The organism is Spirosoma panaciterrae DSM 21099 (assembly GCF_000374025.1).
Lineage (GTDB): Bacteria > Bacteroidota > Bacteroidia > Cytophagales > Spirosomataceae > Spirosoma > Spirosoma panaciterrae.
Genome location: NZ_KB893239.1, coordinates 190,881 through 205,946, shown reverse-complemented (window position 1 = coordinate 205,946; position 15,066 = coordinate 190,881). Strand labels below are relative to the sequence as shown.

The 15,066-nt window shown below is 49.8% G+C and carries 14 protein-coding genes; 10 read left to right on the top strand and 4 right to left on the bottom strand.

Going from position 1 to position 15,066, the window contains the following annotated elements; all coding sequences use genetic code 11:
* Nucleotides 1-14 precede the first annotated feature (14 nt).
* The 7 genes from vapB to kdsB all read left to right on the top strand — a co-directional run bounded on the left by vapB (nt 15) and on the right by kdsB (nt 4,729).
* Nucleotides 15-218: a type II toxin-antitoxin system VapB family antitoxin gene (gene vapB / locus B153_RS0131820; RefSeq protein ID WP_020600806.1), complete on the top strand. Its 204-nt coding sequence runs from the start codon at nt 15-17 to the stop codon at nt 216-218.
* The gene (locus tag B153_RS38940) at nt 218-601 is read left to right on the top strand and encodes a type II toxin-antitoxin system VapC family toxin (protein WP_020600805.1); all 384 of its coding nucleotides are present in this window, start codon (nt 218-220) and stop codon (nt 599-601) included. The genes vapB and B153_RS38940 overlap by 1 nt, the downstream gene beginning before the upstream one ends.
* Nucleotides 595-1,698 carry an iron-containing alcohol dehydrogenase family protein gene (locus tag B153_RS0131810; protein ID WP_020600804.1) on the top strand — a complete coding sequence of 368 codons (1,104 nt, stop codon included), beginning with the start codon at nt 595-597 and terminating at the stop codon, nt 1,696-1,698. The genes B153_RS38940 and B153_RS0131810 overlap by 7 nt, the downstream gene beginning before the upstream one ends.
* Before the next feature lie 27 nt (nt 1,699-1,725).
* Nucleotides 1,726-2,223 carry a signal peptidase II gene (gene lspA / locus B153_RS0131805; protein WP_020600803.1) on the top strand — a complete coding sequence of 166 codons (498 nt, stop codon included), beginning with the start codon at nt 1,726-1,728 and terminating at the stop codon, nt 2,221-2,223.
* 12 nt (nt 2,224-2,235) lie between these two features.
* Entirely contained in the window at nt 2,236-3,087 is an 852-nt protein-coding gene (gene kdsA, locus B153_RS0131800; protein WP_020600802.1) for a 3-deoxy-8-phosphooctulonate synthase, read from the top strand.
* Nucleotides 3,088-3,160: 73 nt separating this feature from the next.
* On the top strand, nt 3,161-3,862 hold the full coding sequence (locus B153_RS0131795; RefSeq protein ID WP_020600801.1) for an HAD family hydrolase: 702 nt from the start codon (nt 3,161-3,163) through the stop codon (nt 3,860-3,862).
* 117 nt (nt 3,863-3,979) lie between these two features.
* A complete protein-coding gene (kdsB, locus tag B153_RS0131790; protein WP_020600800.1) occupies nt 3,980-4,729 on the top strand; it encodes a 3-deoxy-manno-octulosonate cytidylyltransferase in 750 nt (249 codons plus the stop codon).
* On the opposite strand, the gene B153_RS0131785 is transcribed toward kdsB, so the two are convergent.
* Nucleotides 4,715-5,884, bottom strand: a complete 1,170-nt coding sequence (locus B153_RS0131785) for a glycosyltransferase family 87 protein (protein WP_020600799.1) — start codon at nt 5,882-5,884, stop codon at nt 4,715-4,717. The genes kdsB and B153_RS0131785 overlap by 15 nt on opposite strands.
* Nucleotides 5,885-6,149: 265 nt before the next feature.
* Between B153_RS0131785 and B153_RS0131780 the strand changes: the two genes are divergently transcribed.
* A complete protein-coding gene (locus B153_RS0131780; RefSeq protein WP_020600798.1) occupies nt 6,150-6,812 on the top strand; it encodes a thiamine diphosphokinase in 663 nt (220 codons plus the stop codon).
* A 62-nt stretch (nt 6,813-6,874) separates the two neighbouring features.
* On the opposite strand, the gene B153_RS0131775 is transcribed toward B153_RS0131780, so the two are convergent.
* Both B153_RS0131775 and porU2 read right to left on the bottom strand, forming a co-directional pair.
* Nucleotides 6,875-7,981, bottom strand: a complete 1,107-nt coding sequence (locus B153_RS0131775; protein WP_020600797.1) for an acyltransferase family protein — start codon at nt 7,979-7,981, stop codon at nt 6,875-6,877.
* Nucleotides 7,981-12,021, bottom strand: coding sequence for a putative type IX secretion system sortase PorU2 (porU2, locus tag B153_RS0131770; protein ID WP_020600796.1), 4,041 nt, complete (start codon nt 12,019-12,021; stop codon nt 7,981-7,983). The genes B153_RS0131775 and porU2 overlap by 1 nt, the downstream gene beginning before the upstream one ends.
* 163 nt (nt 12,022-12,184) lie before the next feature.
* Here porU2 and B153_RS0131765 point away from each other — a divergent pair, with 163 nt between their 5' ends.
* Nucleotides 12,185-12,598, top strand: a complete 414-nt coding sequence (locus tag B153_RS0131765; protein WP_157634993.1) for a hypothetical protein — start codon at nt 12,185-12,187, stop codon at nt 12,596-12,598.
* A 535-nt stretch (nt 12,599-13,133) separates the two neighbouring features.
* A complete protein-coding gene (locus B153_RS0131760; protein WP_020600794.1) occupies nt 13,134-14,081 on the top strand; it encodes a cation diffusion facilitator family transporter in 948 nt (315 codons plus the stop codon).
* A 15-nt stretch (nt 14,082-14,096) separates the two neighbouring features.
* Here the strand turns inward: B153_RS0131760 and B153_RS0131755 are convergent, their stop codons facing one another.
* Nucleotides 14,097-14,939 (bottom strand): aspartyl protease family protein, encoded by an 843-nt coding sequence (locus tag B153_RS0131755; protein WP_020600793.1) that lies wholly within the window; start codon nt 14,937-14,939, stop codon nt 14,097-14,099.
* Between the last annotated feature and the right edge of the window lie 127 nt (nt 14,940-15,066).

Here is a 15,066-nt window from a genome sequence, read left to right as displayed (position 1 = left end):
AATGGACTAAACGGATGTCAACGACTGCCCTATTGACCGAAATAACTGCCCTGCCTCCTGAATTGCGTCAGGAGGTTGAAGACTTCGTTGCATTTTTACGAGCCAAAAAACAACGAACTGTAGGGCTAAAAGAGCGTGAATTCGGTTATGCAAAAGGTAAGGTACGATTGACTAAGGACTTTGATGAGCCATTGGACGAGTTTAATGAATACATGTAATGCGATTGTTGCTTGATACGCACACGCTACTCTGGTTCTATGGTGGCGACGAGTCTTTGTCGGACAATCTTCGGCGACTAATAAGTGATCCTAATAACCTGTGTTATATTAGTGTTGCCAGTTTGTGGGAGATAACCATTAAGATTGGTATAGGAAAACTGGACATTGATTCACCCATAACTGAATTATTTAGCTTTTTAGAACGTAATCAAATTTGGGTAATACCAATAGAATTGGGGCATTTACTACAGCTTCAACAATTGCCCTTTCACCATAAGGACCCTTTCGACAGGCTCATTCTAGCACAGGCTTTATCCGAAAATCTGCCAATTGCTACAAGAGATTCTGTTTTCAATAAATACGGCTTAACAATAATATGGTAGCTGCACAGACACAAACCACGCATAAAAATTTTAAAGGCATCGAGAAGACCGTGTTCGGTCGGGGGAGCTTTTCTCAGCTCGATGACATCTTGGCTCTTCACCGGACCGAAAATGAACACTATTTCGTTTTTCTGGTCGACAACTACTTCAAAGGTAAACCGCTCGAAGAACGGGTGCCAGCCCATCCCGAAGACCTGACCTATTACATCAGCGTGGAAGAGCATGAGCCAACCACCGACCAGATCGATCAGCTTCGCGACGAAATTCTGGCGAAAAAAGGACTGCCCTCAGGCGTTGTCGGTATTGGTGGAGGCAGCATCATGGACATCGCCAAAGCCCTGTCGCTGATGTTCACCAACGAAGGATCGTCTACGCTGTATCAGGGACTCAATCTGATCAAAAAGCCGGGCATTTACCACGTTGGCGTACCGACCATTTCGGGTACGGGCGCTGAGGTGTCGATGACAGCCGTACTGACCGGGCCCGTAAAAAAACTCGGCCTCAAATGCGAATGGACGGTTTTTAATCAGGTCGTTCTCGATCCCGAACTCATTGCGACCGTACCGCGTAACTGGTGGTTCTATACCGGTATGGATACGTATATCCACTGTGTGGAGTCGGAAAATGGGCGGATGAACAATGCCTATTCGCATGCGTATGCCGAGCAGGCCATGAAACTTTGCCGCGAGGTGTATCTGGGCGAAAACTCTGGACAGACTCCTGAAAACGACGATAAGCTAATGGTAGCTTCACTGATGGGCGGTTTAAGCCTCACCTATTCGGAAGTGGGCGTGTGTCATGCACTAAGCTATGGGCTGTCGAAAATTCTGGGAACTCGCCATTGTTATGCCAATTGCCTGATCATGAATCATCTGGAAGATTATTATCCAGAGGGTGTGGCTGAGTTTAAGCAGATGGTCGCCTATCACCAGATCGACCTGCCACAAGGGCTGGCAAAAGACTGGGACGACGACACCATTACGAAAATGGCGCATGTGTCGTACAACCTACCGCATATGTGGCTGCATGCCATTGGCGACAACTGGCAGGAGGTCATCACTATCAATCTGCTGAAAGATTTGTTCCGTCGGTTGTAATCAGACGGGTTGAGGCTATCACGAAGTATGAAAAACGCTATCCGAATTTTTCTCATTATACTGACGGTTTCGGTCAATATCGGGTGCGATCAGGTGTCGAAAACCATTGTACGTGGCAGGGTGAGCTATGGCGAACGTATTCCATTGCTGGACCGCCATCTGACACTGACGAAAGTTGAAAATACGGGAGCGTTTTTAAGCTTAGGCAATGCCTGGCCTCCGTTGGTTAAAAATACCTTGCTGCTGGCACTGCCCATATTGGCGCTTCTGGCCGGGTTGGCGTATCTGCTTTTTTCGGCTAAGGTGCCACGGCTTGTGGTTTTGGGAACCAGCTTTATCATAGGTGGCGGCATTGGTAACCTCATCGACCAGGCAACCTACGGTTCGGTAACCGACTTTTTACATATCCGTTTAGGGTTATTTCAAACCGGGATTTTCAACATGGCCGATGTGTCGTTTATGGTGGGTGCCGGACTTATTTTACTGAATTCCTTCCAGAAGAAGGACACGAGCCAGTTTACTTAAAACGACAGAGAAATGTCACAAAAAATTGTTCGCGTTGGCGATATCGAATGTGGAACCGATGATTTATTCCTTATCAGCGGGCCATGCGTCATCGAAGACGAAAAAATCATGATGACCGTAGCTGAGCAACTCCGCGAAATTCAGGAGCGGGTCGGCATCAAAATCATTTATAAATCCTCCTTTCAGAAGGACAACCGCTCCAGCCTGAATTACTACAATGGCCCCGGCCTCGAAAAAGGAATTCAGGTGCTGGCTAAGGTAAAGGAGCAATTTGGTTTCCCACTCCTGACCGACGTTCATTATCCTGATCAGTGCGCTCCGGTGGCTGAGGTGGTCGATGTAATTCAGATTCCGGCATACCTCTGTATGCAAACCATGCTGGTGACGGCTGCTGCCAAAACCGGCCGGGTTGTCAATATCAAGCACGGACAGTTTCTGGCACCGGAGAATATGAAACATCCGGTCAAAAAAATTGAGGATTCGGGCAACGACCAGATCATCCTGACTGAGCGCGGCTATACCTTTGGCTATAACGATCTCGTCGTCGATCCGCGTAGTTTCTACCACATGGCGCGTACCAATTATCCGGTTGTGTTCGACGTAACCCATGCCATTCGCAAATACGGTATACCATCGGCCGATGCCAAAGGTGGTGCTCGTGAGTACCTGCCTGTACTGGCTCGCGCGGGTGTCGCTGCCGGTGTCGATGGGTTGTTCGTGGAAACGCATACCTGCCCATCCGAAGCCCTGTGCGATGCGGCCAGTCAGTTGGACATCCGTTATCTGGAAGAGTTCCTGAAGCCCCTGCTCGAACTCCACGCCGTAGAAGTAAAATACCGGAACACCTTGCCAGAACTGGCGTAATGATGTATGATATATGAGGTATGATGTGTCATTTTGAAAATATATCATACCTCATACATCATACATATATTTTATGGCGACAATCGAAAATACCTTTACCGCCCTGGGTGGAAAATTTGTTACCCCGGCCGATCAGATAGCGGAGAAACTACAGTCGGTGAAGGCCATCGTGTTTGACTGGGACGGGGTGTTCAACAACGGAATTAAGACCGAATCGGGGAGTAGTTCGTTCAGCGAAGTCGATTCGATGGGTACGAACCTGCTACGCTTTGGTCTTTGGCTGCAACATAAGCAGCAGTTGCCCGTTGCCGCTGTCATTACGGGTGTAACAAACGATCTGGCCGAAATGCTGGTGCGCCGGGAACATTTTCATGCCTACTACGCACAGGCCAAACACAAGATCGATGTACTGCATCACTTGCTGGAACAGCATCGGCTCAAGCCATCAGAAGTCGCTTTTTTCTTTGATGATGCCCTCGATCTGTCGGTTGCCGAAGTAGCGGGTGTGCGGGTTATGATTCGTCGGGAGGCCAATCCATTGTTTATGGAGTATGTCATCCGAAACGGCCTTGCCGACTACGTGACGGGCAATCAGAGCGGGGAGTTTGCTGTGCGTGAAAGCAGTGAGTTACTGCTGGGTCTGTTGGGCCAATTCGAAACCGTAATGGCCGAACGACTCCGCTACAAACCGGTTTATGATGCGTATTATCAGCAGCGCCAGGCCATCGTGCCTACGTACTGGACAATCGGTGCCAACGGACCTGAACCTAAATAACTATTACACAGAGACACACGAAGAAACCCAAAGATTCACAGACAGAATCTACTAAAACTTGGTGAATCTCCCGTCACTCTTTCATTCTTTCACTCTTTCACTCTTTCACTCTTTGTAATGATTATCGGTATCATCCCCGCTCGTTATGCTTCTACCAGGTTTCCCGGAAAACCATTGGCCGATATTGGCGGCAAATCCATGATTCAGCGGGTATTGGAACAGGCAAAAAAGGCAACCTCGCTAAGCAAAGTCGTTGTAGCGACTGACGACGAACGAATTGCAGAAGCAGTGCGTCGGCTGGGGGAAGAGGCCGTTATGACCCGAACCGATCACCCTAGCGGAACCGACCGTTGCTGGGAAGCCTACGACCGGCTGGTTGCCGAGGGGATGAAGCCGAGTCCGAACGATTACATCGTTAATATTCAGGGGGATGAGCCTTTTATCGATCCGGCGCAGATTGATGAACTGGCATCCATTCTGGATGGGACCGTTGAACTGGCTACACAGATGGCAACTGTCGATTCAGCCGCTATACTCCATGATCCTAAAGAAGCCAAAATCGTGGTGAATGGGCAAAATGAAGTACTCTACTTTAGCCGATCACCTATTCCATATCTGTGGGGCGTCGAACCTGATCAATGGCATTTGCATCATGCGTATCACCGCCATGTTGGCCTGTACGCGTACCGGGCTGATGTGCTAGCTAGCATTACTCAACTGCCGCCATCACCCCTTGAGAAAGCCGAATCGCTGGAGCAATTGCGGTGGCTGGAAGCCGGTTACCGGATCAAACTCGTATCGACAACCTATCAAACCCCCAGCGTCGACAGTCCGGCCGATATTGAGAAGATTCTAGGTAGTTTGTAAAGAGTGGCGCGGGGAATTGGGTTGGGTCCAGATCTGGTATTGAATCCGCATCCATACCAGCAGACAAGGAACTGCTTTGATATTGTACGGCTGAAATACCTGCTTTTGAATAACCTGTGGGAAAATATCCGTTGGCGAAAGGGAGGTGAACACAATGACCAGCGCCAGCAGGATTTTATCCAGTTGCGTAGGCTCGCTAAGGGTTACCCACCACAGCGCCACCCCTGTTACGGCCATAACGTAGGTGGGCGACTCCGCCATTTTGTTGAACACAATCATAAACAGCAGGAAGTAAGCCACCATCCGGCGCTGGAACAGTCGATCCTGCCACAGCCCGAACCGCAGAAAGGGCAGGAGAAACAGCGTAGCACCAATCAGTTCGATAATGCGGTAGTTGCCGTCCGTTTTGGCCATACCAAACCAGGCTTCGGCAATGCCCATCACTGATACCTGTAGTCCCAGTTTACTGACCACAATCACGCTGAACCATTCCTGGTATTCGGCCAGCAGATGGTCGAAAGGGATCATCGTTGCAGGGGCAATGGCAAACAGGAGCGTCCAGCCAATCATGGCCAGGATGAACTGTGGCTTTTTGGGGTAAAACAGAAAGAAGCCCGCTGCCGCAGCCCCATAAAACTTGATGAAGCCACATAGCACGAAGAAAAAAGCGGCCTGCCATACTCGTTCGTTGCGCAGGTGATAGAGTCCCAGCAGGATAGCACCGACAATCAGGTTGTTGCTTTGCAGATTTTGCGCCGTAATCAGTGCTTCAAGCAGAATGATCAGTAGAGCCGTACGGCGCTGGCGATCCGGATCTTTTTCGTCGGATAGGTAAAACCATACACCCGCTAGTAAAACAACCGTGTTGAGCAGATTCCAGAGGATTATACCGAGCAGATCGGGCAGGTAATAAAACGGCCCCATCAGCCAGGCAAACGTTGGGCTGTATTTATAATTGTCGAAGTAGAGATGTGGGTGAAGTCCGTAAATGCTCTGGTCTTTGAGCAGGTTATCGAACGGGCGGGCAAACATCAGGTAATTGTTGTAATTGCCATACCCAAGCAGGTAATTTTGAAGCCCTACCAGACAAAACAGGAAGATAAATAACCCCATCAATCGGGGTAAGGTCAGGAAATTAAAAACGCGCTGCAACATCAGGACTGTTTACGTTGACGCTGTTTAAACGTTGAAATGAGCTTAAAGGAGTGCATTTTGTCATTCCTCCTATTATTGGAATGACAGAAACGTACGCTTTGTAGCTAAAACGGACAGTTTGAACAGCTTCGTTCTGTAAAATTAAACAGGATAAGCGGTTTACGGTTTACAGTATTCGGTTTTCATGGGCTGACGCATCAAAACGTTTCATGCTAGCCCACCGAAAACTGAATACTGTAAACCGTAAACTATATTTGTTCCATCTATGTCATCCCATCACATCGTCCGCGAAAAACAGGAGCCGGCTTTATTGATTGCCAATGGCGAAGCCTGCCAGCCCGAACTGATTGGCCAGTTACTGGAGTGGAGTCCGACGGTAGTTGTGCTCGACCGGGCTATCTGGCGGGTTTTTGAACTGGGTATTAAGGTCGATGTGCTACTAGGCGATTTTGACCAGGGCCTGGACCAGGAAGCAATCATGGCACAGCAGTATCCGCTGGAAATTGTCCATACGCCCGACCAGAATAAGACTGATCTCGACAAGGGTATTGAATTCCTGATTGAACGTGGCTATCCGGCGGTCAACATCATCTGGGCAACGGGCCGTCGGGCCGATCATACGCTCACAAACATGACCAACATCGTGCGCTATAAAGACCAGATTCGAATAACGATGCTCGACGACCATTCCCGAATTTTTCCATTAGTCGGCCGTTTTGAAAAATGGTACGAAGCCGGATCGCCTATCTCACTGATTCCGGTTGGTACCGTAACGGGGTTTACGTCCGACGGTCTGAAATACAATCTTCAGGAGGCAACGCTCCAGATTGGCTACTTTACCAGCAGCAGTAACGAAGCCGCTCAGGATGGTTTTGTCCGCATCGAAGCTCAAACCGGCGATCTGCTTATTATGGAATGCTGGGACTAGGGTTAAAGAGTGAAAGAGTGAATGAGTGAATGAGCAAAAGCCTACCGGATGGCTTCACTCTTTCACTCATTCACTCTTTCGCTCTTTAACCAGTTGTACACCGGGCGTTCAAGATAATTGTACAAACCGTAACTCATAGCAATAAGCAGGAGGAAGAGCAGCCAGATGTTGGTAATGCCTGCTTTTAGCAGGCCGTTCGCTACCACCCCATTGTGAATGAGAAAGAATGCATAGGAGCTTTTACCCGCTGTTTGCATAAACGTGGTGGATAGGAATCGTTTCGTGCCGGATGGACGCGTTAGGATGTCAATGAAAAACAGACCGATGCTTATAGGGAGCAGGTAATTGTAAACGATGAGCTCGCTCCAGAACAAGCGGTCGGGCTGCGCAGTAAAAATGGGTAGGGACGCTTGCCAGAGTATACAACCAGCCATAGCCAGCCATCCCAGACGGCCGTATTTGATGTAGTGCAGTCGGTTTTCATGCCCTATCTGGGCCAACCACATGCCTGTCACAAACTCAAACCCACGCCCGAAAAACGTATAAAAGGTTACGAATTGTGGATTTCCGAATAGCCCTGATGTTGGGGCATAACGAAAAGAGCATTGTCCCAGTGTTTGCCAAAGAATCGATCCAATTCCCACTAAACCTACTGTAAGCCAGAGAGGCCCCAGGCGTTTGAGGGCGACGAATAAAAAAGGGGCCGTAAAGTAGAAGCAACACTCAACCGTAAGGCTCCAGCTTTGGGCGATACCTGAGAACTTATAGGTGTCAAAAAAACCTTTTAACAGGCTGACATTCAAAAATATAATTGGCCAGCTTGCAGGCTGTCCGCTGGCTGCTTTTACGGCCAGGGTAAACAGGAGTAGTAGGGCGTACAGTGGAAGAATTCGGGCAAAGCGGTTCTGAATATACCGACGCCATGACCAGACTTGTCCCGATAAATAGCGGTTGGCATACTGGTGATAAATCAGGAAACCGCTGAGTACAAAAAAGATCCCTACGCCCGTATAGCCTTGATCAAGTAGCTGATGGGTGGCTGTGTGTATGGGGGCTGGATTATGATGGTGAAAAAAGACCATAAAAGCGGCAATAGCCCGCAAGCCGGTCAGGGCAGGAATATACGGACTAGCTCTACCAATTGCCGGATCAGTGGTGGATTGATTCATCAGTGTACGAATACAATTCGACCCTTCATACGCCATCGTTCTCCGCCCGCTATCGGCCAGGCGTCTCCTTTCGCATCCAGTAGGGTAAGCTGGTAGATATACATTCCGGCTGGAAGTAGCTTCCCTACGTCATTCCGACCGTCCCACACGAGTTGATTCAGGCCGATACGGGCAGTAGGCGATAAGGTTCTGACAAGGTGTCCGTTCAGATCGGTAAGAGCAAGCGTCAGGGTAGTGGGGGGCTGTTCGCCTTGTAGTTCAAAACGAAACACGGCCTGATGCTGGAATGGGTTGGGTGATACCGAGAATTGATCCAGTGACCTTTCGGATACCATCCGGAAACCAACCTGATACGGAACGGCTGAATTACCGACTGCATCATGGGCCGTGACAAGCAGGTGATATACACCATCGGTAAGGTTGGGTAACGGGTACCGGAGCCGAAAAATATTGTCTTTATCAATGGTTTGGTGGACGAAGTTTCGCCAGTTAAGCCGTTCAAAAGGGGCATTCTTTCCGGGTTTTTGCAGGTATAAATCCATCCCGGTTGTGTCGTACCGGATGAGAGATCGATTATCGTCTGCCACCAGTATGTCAAGAAGCGGATGGGCCGAAACCACGGTTCCGTCGGCAATTCGGGCGCCGTCGAACGCCACTTCGAGCAGGGGTCCCAACACATCAGGATTGACAGTCAGGGGTATATCGAGTGTGTTGTTCAGGTACGAGTATTCGGGTTGCAGATGTGGATTTACGGTCAGCCGTACCCGGTTTATACCCGGTAAGTACGTGGTTGGGATATGGAGCGAAAAATGAACCGTATCGGTCGGGGTTGGTGGTTTTATTCGCCATTGGGTGAGTTGCGGAGTCGAAAGGGCGGCTGCATAGACCGTTTGCTGAACAACCAGCGAGTCGGCAAATGGATACGGGCTTAGGTTCGTGAGCTGGAGCGGAATGGCTACGGTGTCACCTTGCTGAATGTCGGTAGGCAACTGAAACGCAAGCTGAAGTTGGGCTTCGGGCAAACGGATGGCTGGTGCAGCCGTCCCATACACGAACGAGCCAACCGCCCAGGCCGTTGAGTCGGGGGGAAGCGATGTCGTGTCGGCCAATCGGACCCGCCAGAAATACCTTACGTTAGGCCGATTGGGCAGAACGGTCGAGTACCTGATAAACTGGCGGGCTGTCAGGCTTTGGCTACTATGAAAAGGGCTGTTGAAACCAGCCGTACTGTCCAATTCCAGTTCGAAGCGGTGGATGCCATCGTTTAGGTATTGAGCCATCAACTGAACGGACGGGGTGCTTAACGTGGTGCCGGATGGTGGGTAAATCAGTACAGGCTTAGGACTGATTAGGGTCCATTCGATATGAGCCTGATTGTTCGAATGATCGCTTTCCGGTTGCGTGGTTGGCAAGCCAAGGGGATTGATGGTTATGTCAAAACGATTCTCTCCTTCGGCCGTTTGGTCATTGGGAAAGGCTAGCATAAGGGTGTCCCGATAGGCGACGGTATTGGCAAGAACCAGGTTGAAAACGCTTGTTTCCTGATCATTTACCCAGCGACGCACCTGAAAGGGGAGCGGACCAGGCCGAAACAAGCCACTGTTTTCAACGACCATCCGAATACGCACCGAATCGCTGAATAAGGTCAATGGGTGGCTGGAAGGCGATTCAATAGTCAGGCTATTGGCGTTCAGTGCGTAGTCGGGAGTGCGAAATGGAAACAGGCGAATGGCGGGGTCACCCTGCAAAACCATCTGCTGACAGGTAGCCAGCGCCGGCCCGTCGGAAGTTTGCATCAACACCCGTCGGATGGTTTCCTGCTGAAGGAGGCCAATGGGCTTGTTGAGTTGTGTGCTGTCTGTCAGGAGATTATAAAATGTCGAGGTGTACTGGTGCAGGTTGTCGACCGTACCGAGGTGGCTATGCGCTATAGCCGCAATGGCTCCCCGGTTGGCCGTAAGAATCCAGTCGGTTGCCAGCGTGGGTCGCCCGTAGAAAAAGTTACCGATAGCACAGCCGTTGACCAGTAGGAGCGGGTATTTTCCTTTGTTGTGATAGCCCAGTGCTTCATTCGAAGAAAAGCCAATATCCAGATCCGTAACATCCAGTCCCGAATGGCCGAAAAAGGTAATTAGGCCAACACCCACATTGACGATTTTGGCTATGCCTGGTACTTCAACGGCCTGATCGGTCGATTTGGAAACGGTCATTACATGGGCACCCAATGGGGGATTAATGGCCTGATTACGATATGCATCAACGAGTTGGCGGAACAAATTCAGTTCGTTCGATGATAGCCCCCCACTCAGATGCAGTAGATTTTTGCGCCACAGTTGATTGGCAGAAGGGGTTTCGTATTCTTTTACTTTGGCCAGGTAGTTCATAACCTCCTGCGGGGTGGCAGCATTGATTCGGCCGGTAGGCACTGCGGGAACGTTGGGTTCTGCAGGCAGTTGCCCGGCACTAAACCAGGTGTCAGAACCCGGAAACCCGACTGTCATAACCATATCGAGCCTTGCTTGTTGTGGGTCTTTTCGAATGCCGGGTGTACTGCGCCCCAGGCCGATCAGCAACAGATAGAGACTGACTCTGTTTGCGCGAAAAAATTGTTGGATAAAACGCCGGATCGCCATCGGATGACGCTCCCCGTAACTGTATTGATCGATGAGTTGCTGCATGGTTACGGTCAGCGTATCGAAGCCGCCACCTGCTTCCGAGGCTCGGTAAGCCGCGTAGGCCCGAACTGCATTCGACGTAGTATCGCCAGCCGGACCAGTAGCGGGTTTCATGAGCGATTCGTGGCTGATAATCACATAGGACGGCTTTAGGTTCGACCAGTTCGAAAACCTGGTCCGATGGAGACCAGCTACCGTTTTGCGCGCATGGCTGCTCAAAAGGGTTCGGCTGATGGTTGTACCGGGTACAACCAGTCGGACAGCGGTTCCCGAATTGCTGAGGACAGGCAATCGGATGGGGACATCCGGGTTGGTTATGTCCCAGAAGTCTGTATTCGGCAGGACATCACTGACTGTAAGTACTGATTTTCCAACGGTATTGGGTTCGAGTTGGAATCGTTTCGATACCTGTCCGTTGGTCGTTAGCCGTTGGGGATACCGGAGACGGATATACGATACGGAATAGGCATCGCTGGCTGTAGTTTCATTGCCTGAAATGGTGGCAACAGAGAAGTGCCCATCGGCACCAATGGCCGACCAGCTTATTCCGAACTGTAGCCTGGCATTGGTATAACCGACAAAACGTACACTGTCCTGCACTTGCTGATGTTCGGGGGTTGAGCCGATGAGACAATCGACCCGGTGGTTGGTTACCGACCGGCCCACGACAAGAACATCGACCTGTGGACCTGGAGCATCGTGTACTGGGTCTACGAGTTGGAAATGAGTCGGAAAGGGTTGATTTTTCTGTTGTACAGGGCCAGTATACCCTTCGCCTGCTTCGTAGTAACTGTATTCCGTTTTGCCGGACAAACCAGCCGCCCAGCCGGGGTAGTCGGACGTAAACAAACGCAGTTCGTCTGCCCAGTGATAGGTTTCGGGTAGCAGACCAGTGCAAACTGTATCGGTCTGTATAACCATACGTTTGCCGAGCGTTCCATCAAGTCGCCAGGTCAGAAAGTAGGCCGTGGTGTCATTGAACAAACTGTAATAGGGATGCGGTTGCGCCGAATGTGGGCGATAGAGGAGTGAATCCTGAGTCCCATCGTTGGGCTGGCCGTAAAATTCCAGATAGTCGGTGTTATCTAACCGATGGTCGCTTTCACCAGCTACGAAAATGGCCTGCTCTATACCCCGGTGAAAAAGCTGAATAGTAACTGGGTCGATCTGATTGACAGCAATTCCGGCTTGAGCCAGTTCGGATACGGTAATGCGATAAATCCCCGATTCAGCTACCGGAATTTTAAAATAGGTCTGGTTGTAGGAAATCCATTGAGTAGGGTCGGGAGCAACTGCCTGAGCTTTACCACAAAACGGCAAACTAATCGAAATGAGAGAAAATAAGGCCAGAAAAAGTCGAAACATGATACAACCGGATGAACCTGTATTAGACGAACAGGAGTATCCGTAAGTATCGTGTTTGGGTAGATAATGGCGACATAGGGCGGAGAAATAAGTCATTTCCCCCTGACTGGGCTAACCAACAGCCGCCAGTTTAGTTTATCTGAAGAACAACAACTGCAATACGATGACACAATTGGTTAGAACAATATATGGAATACTGGGGATGTGGCTAGTTAGTCTGTCATTGTCCAGTGCCCAAAACAAATCGACCGCTACGGCACCCCCTTCGATTGTCTCTGTGATTGAAAGTGTGTCTGGTAAACATTTTGTACCCGACACGGTCTATGCCAGTTTGTCGGCGGAGGATGAGGCCTTACTTAGCAAAGAGCCAATCGCCAACTGGAGTCTGATGCAGGAATCGGGCGAGATGGCCTATTCCAATCTGGTGATCGGTACCCGGTCGTACCAACTAGTAATCAGACGGCCACCCCGGTCGTCGTACCCAACAGCTACTCTGGTACGCTATACGACCCCTAAGTCCAAACCTGAGCCCATTGTTCAGGGCATGTTGCAAGCCAAAGAAGAGAAGCCTAAATAAGGAAAAGCTATATACGTATGTATGCACGCACGCACGAAGCGGTTCAGGAACAATCCGAACACGGTTCAGGGCTACCCTGATCTTGGAGGGTTTAATGATGGTGACAGCCAAAAAGTTGACACGGTTCGGAGGGTATATGGCAACGGATGTATCGGTATGTCGTTAAAATTTAATCAGAGGTTGACTACACTAGCCGTATAATTTATTTATTCCATTAGTTAGGTAGAATTACTCCTTTTGGACGTGACTTCTTTTGGTTTCGGCGTCTAGTATATACACGCTTAACAACTCTGGTTATGAAACAAAGTTCGATACAACTCTCGCTCATGCCCGCTCTGATCGTCGCTACTACATTAATTGGTGTTTGCGTCCGGGAGCTTTGGCATCTACTTGGCTAAGGATTATCCCTCACTATTCACTGATTGACCCTGTTTCTGCCGAATTCTAGTTGGTTGCGACAGGGTCTTTTTTCTGGGCCGGAATCCAGAAGGCAGTTTCGCTTGAACATCCTCGTAAAAACAGTAGTTTTACTGACATGGCTTCATCGAAAACCCCGCTCTATACCGCACTGGCAGCTAATCTGGGCATTGCCGCAACCAAATTTGTAGCGGCTGGGGTAACGGGTAGTTCGGCCATGATTTCGGAAGGCATTCACTCGCTGGTCGATACCCTCAATGAGCTGCTTTTGCTACTGGGACTTGCCCGCAGTCAGCGGCCGCCCGATCAGAAACGTCCGTTCGGCTACGGTCGGGAGCAATATTTCTGGTCGTACGTAGTGGCCCTGCTTATTTTTGCGGTAGGTGGTGGGGTATCGTTGTATGAGGGAATTACGCATTGGCAACATCCTGAACCGATTCGTGACCCCAAGTGGAACTATATTGTACTGGGTGTGGCGTTCTTGCTGGATGGCTATTCGATGCTGACGGCCTTACGCGCCTTCAATGCGCAACGAGGTTCTCAATCGTTCTGGGCGGCTGTGAAAGACAGCAAGGATTCGGCTACGTTTACGGTGCTGTTCGAGGATGTTTCCGACGTGCTGGGGCTGATTATCGCGTTTTTAGGGGTATTTCTGGGGCATACTCTTCAAAATCCGTATCTGGATGGAATGGCGTCGATCCTGATTGGCCTACTGCTGGTAATGGTAGCTGGCGTACTGGCCCGCGAAAGTAAGAGTTTGCTGCTGGGCGAAGGGGTTGATACGGACACCCGCAACCAAATCGTCGCGATTACAAAAGCCGACCAGGCTGTGCAGCAAGTGGTTAAAATTGCTACTATTTACCTCGGCCCTGAAGAAATAACCCTGGTACAGAGCGTAGCATTTTTATCGGAACTGACGACAGACGACATTAACGAAGCCATTGTGCGTATCCATCATGCCATACAGGAGCAATTTCCGGCTATCAGGCACGCGTATATACAACCCGTTGCCTGGTCAGCTTCTCAGGGCGAGCAGGCTAATCAATCCGATTCTGTTCACAAATGAACCGAAGCAAGGCGTCTATTCCAGCCGGATCAGCTTCTTACGCTGATCGAATGAAACGGTATGATTTTTTAAAAAATCGACGCCTACGCTGATCTGATGCGCTTTCTCCGAGTAGTAAATCGTTTGATCCTTCAGCGAAACTCCTCCCAGAATCAGTTCATCATGAACGACGGCTTCCTGTAGCGTGAAGGTTGTGTTAGCCTGGCTTACCGTTCGCTGCTGGGACGTATCGGTATAACGAATGCCCGCCAATAAGGCTTTCGGGACGAGTAGGGGTAGGGCAGAACCTACATCCAGATTGAACAGTGCATCCCGTGGCCCTACTTTTCCCAAAACCAGAAACGGATTGGTATAACGAACTACCCCTTTTTGTTTACTCGCCAGTGTATCCAGCGATAAGCGTAACTGCTGGTTTGGACCATCGACCGTAAACAGGTAACGACTGAAGAACTCTCGGCCAACGACGCCGTTGACAGGTAACTGGTGCGCGCGTTCGTTGTCATTATGAACTGCTAGTTTGAGGTTGGTATGCGTAACCTGACCGATGCTAAGCTTATCGACAGCTACCAGAAATTCACGTTTGATTTGTGTGCCTTCCCGGTTCTCCTGAAAACCAACGATGTTCAGATTCAGGTCTTTTGCCAGCCGCTGGTCGATATGCCCTAACCCACTTATCCCCGAATTGAGCAGGAAATTATAAGGCCCTCGCCCATTGACCCGTACCTGAACGTAAATCAGATTATCCTGAATAGTAATTGGAAGTTGCTGCCAGACCGATTGGGCTAAACCGATAAAAGGAACAAGTAAAAAAACAGCCAATAGAAGCGTAGGGAGCCGGGGCAAACGTCCAGAATGCATATAAAGCGTGTACGGAATCAGAAGATACAGAGCGTTCCTAGAGCCTAAACGTAGTTTCTGGATGAACGTATATACTGCGACAGGGCTTATTGATTAGCCCTGTATAAAGCTACGGAACATTTACGTA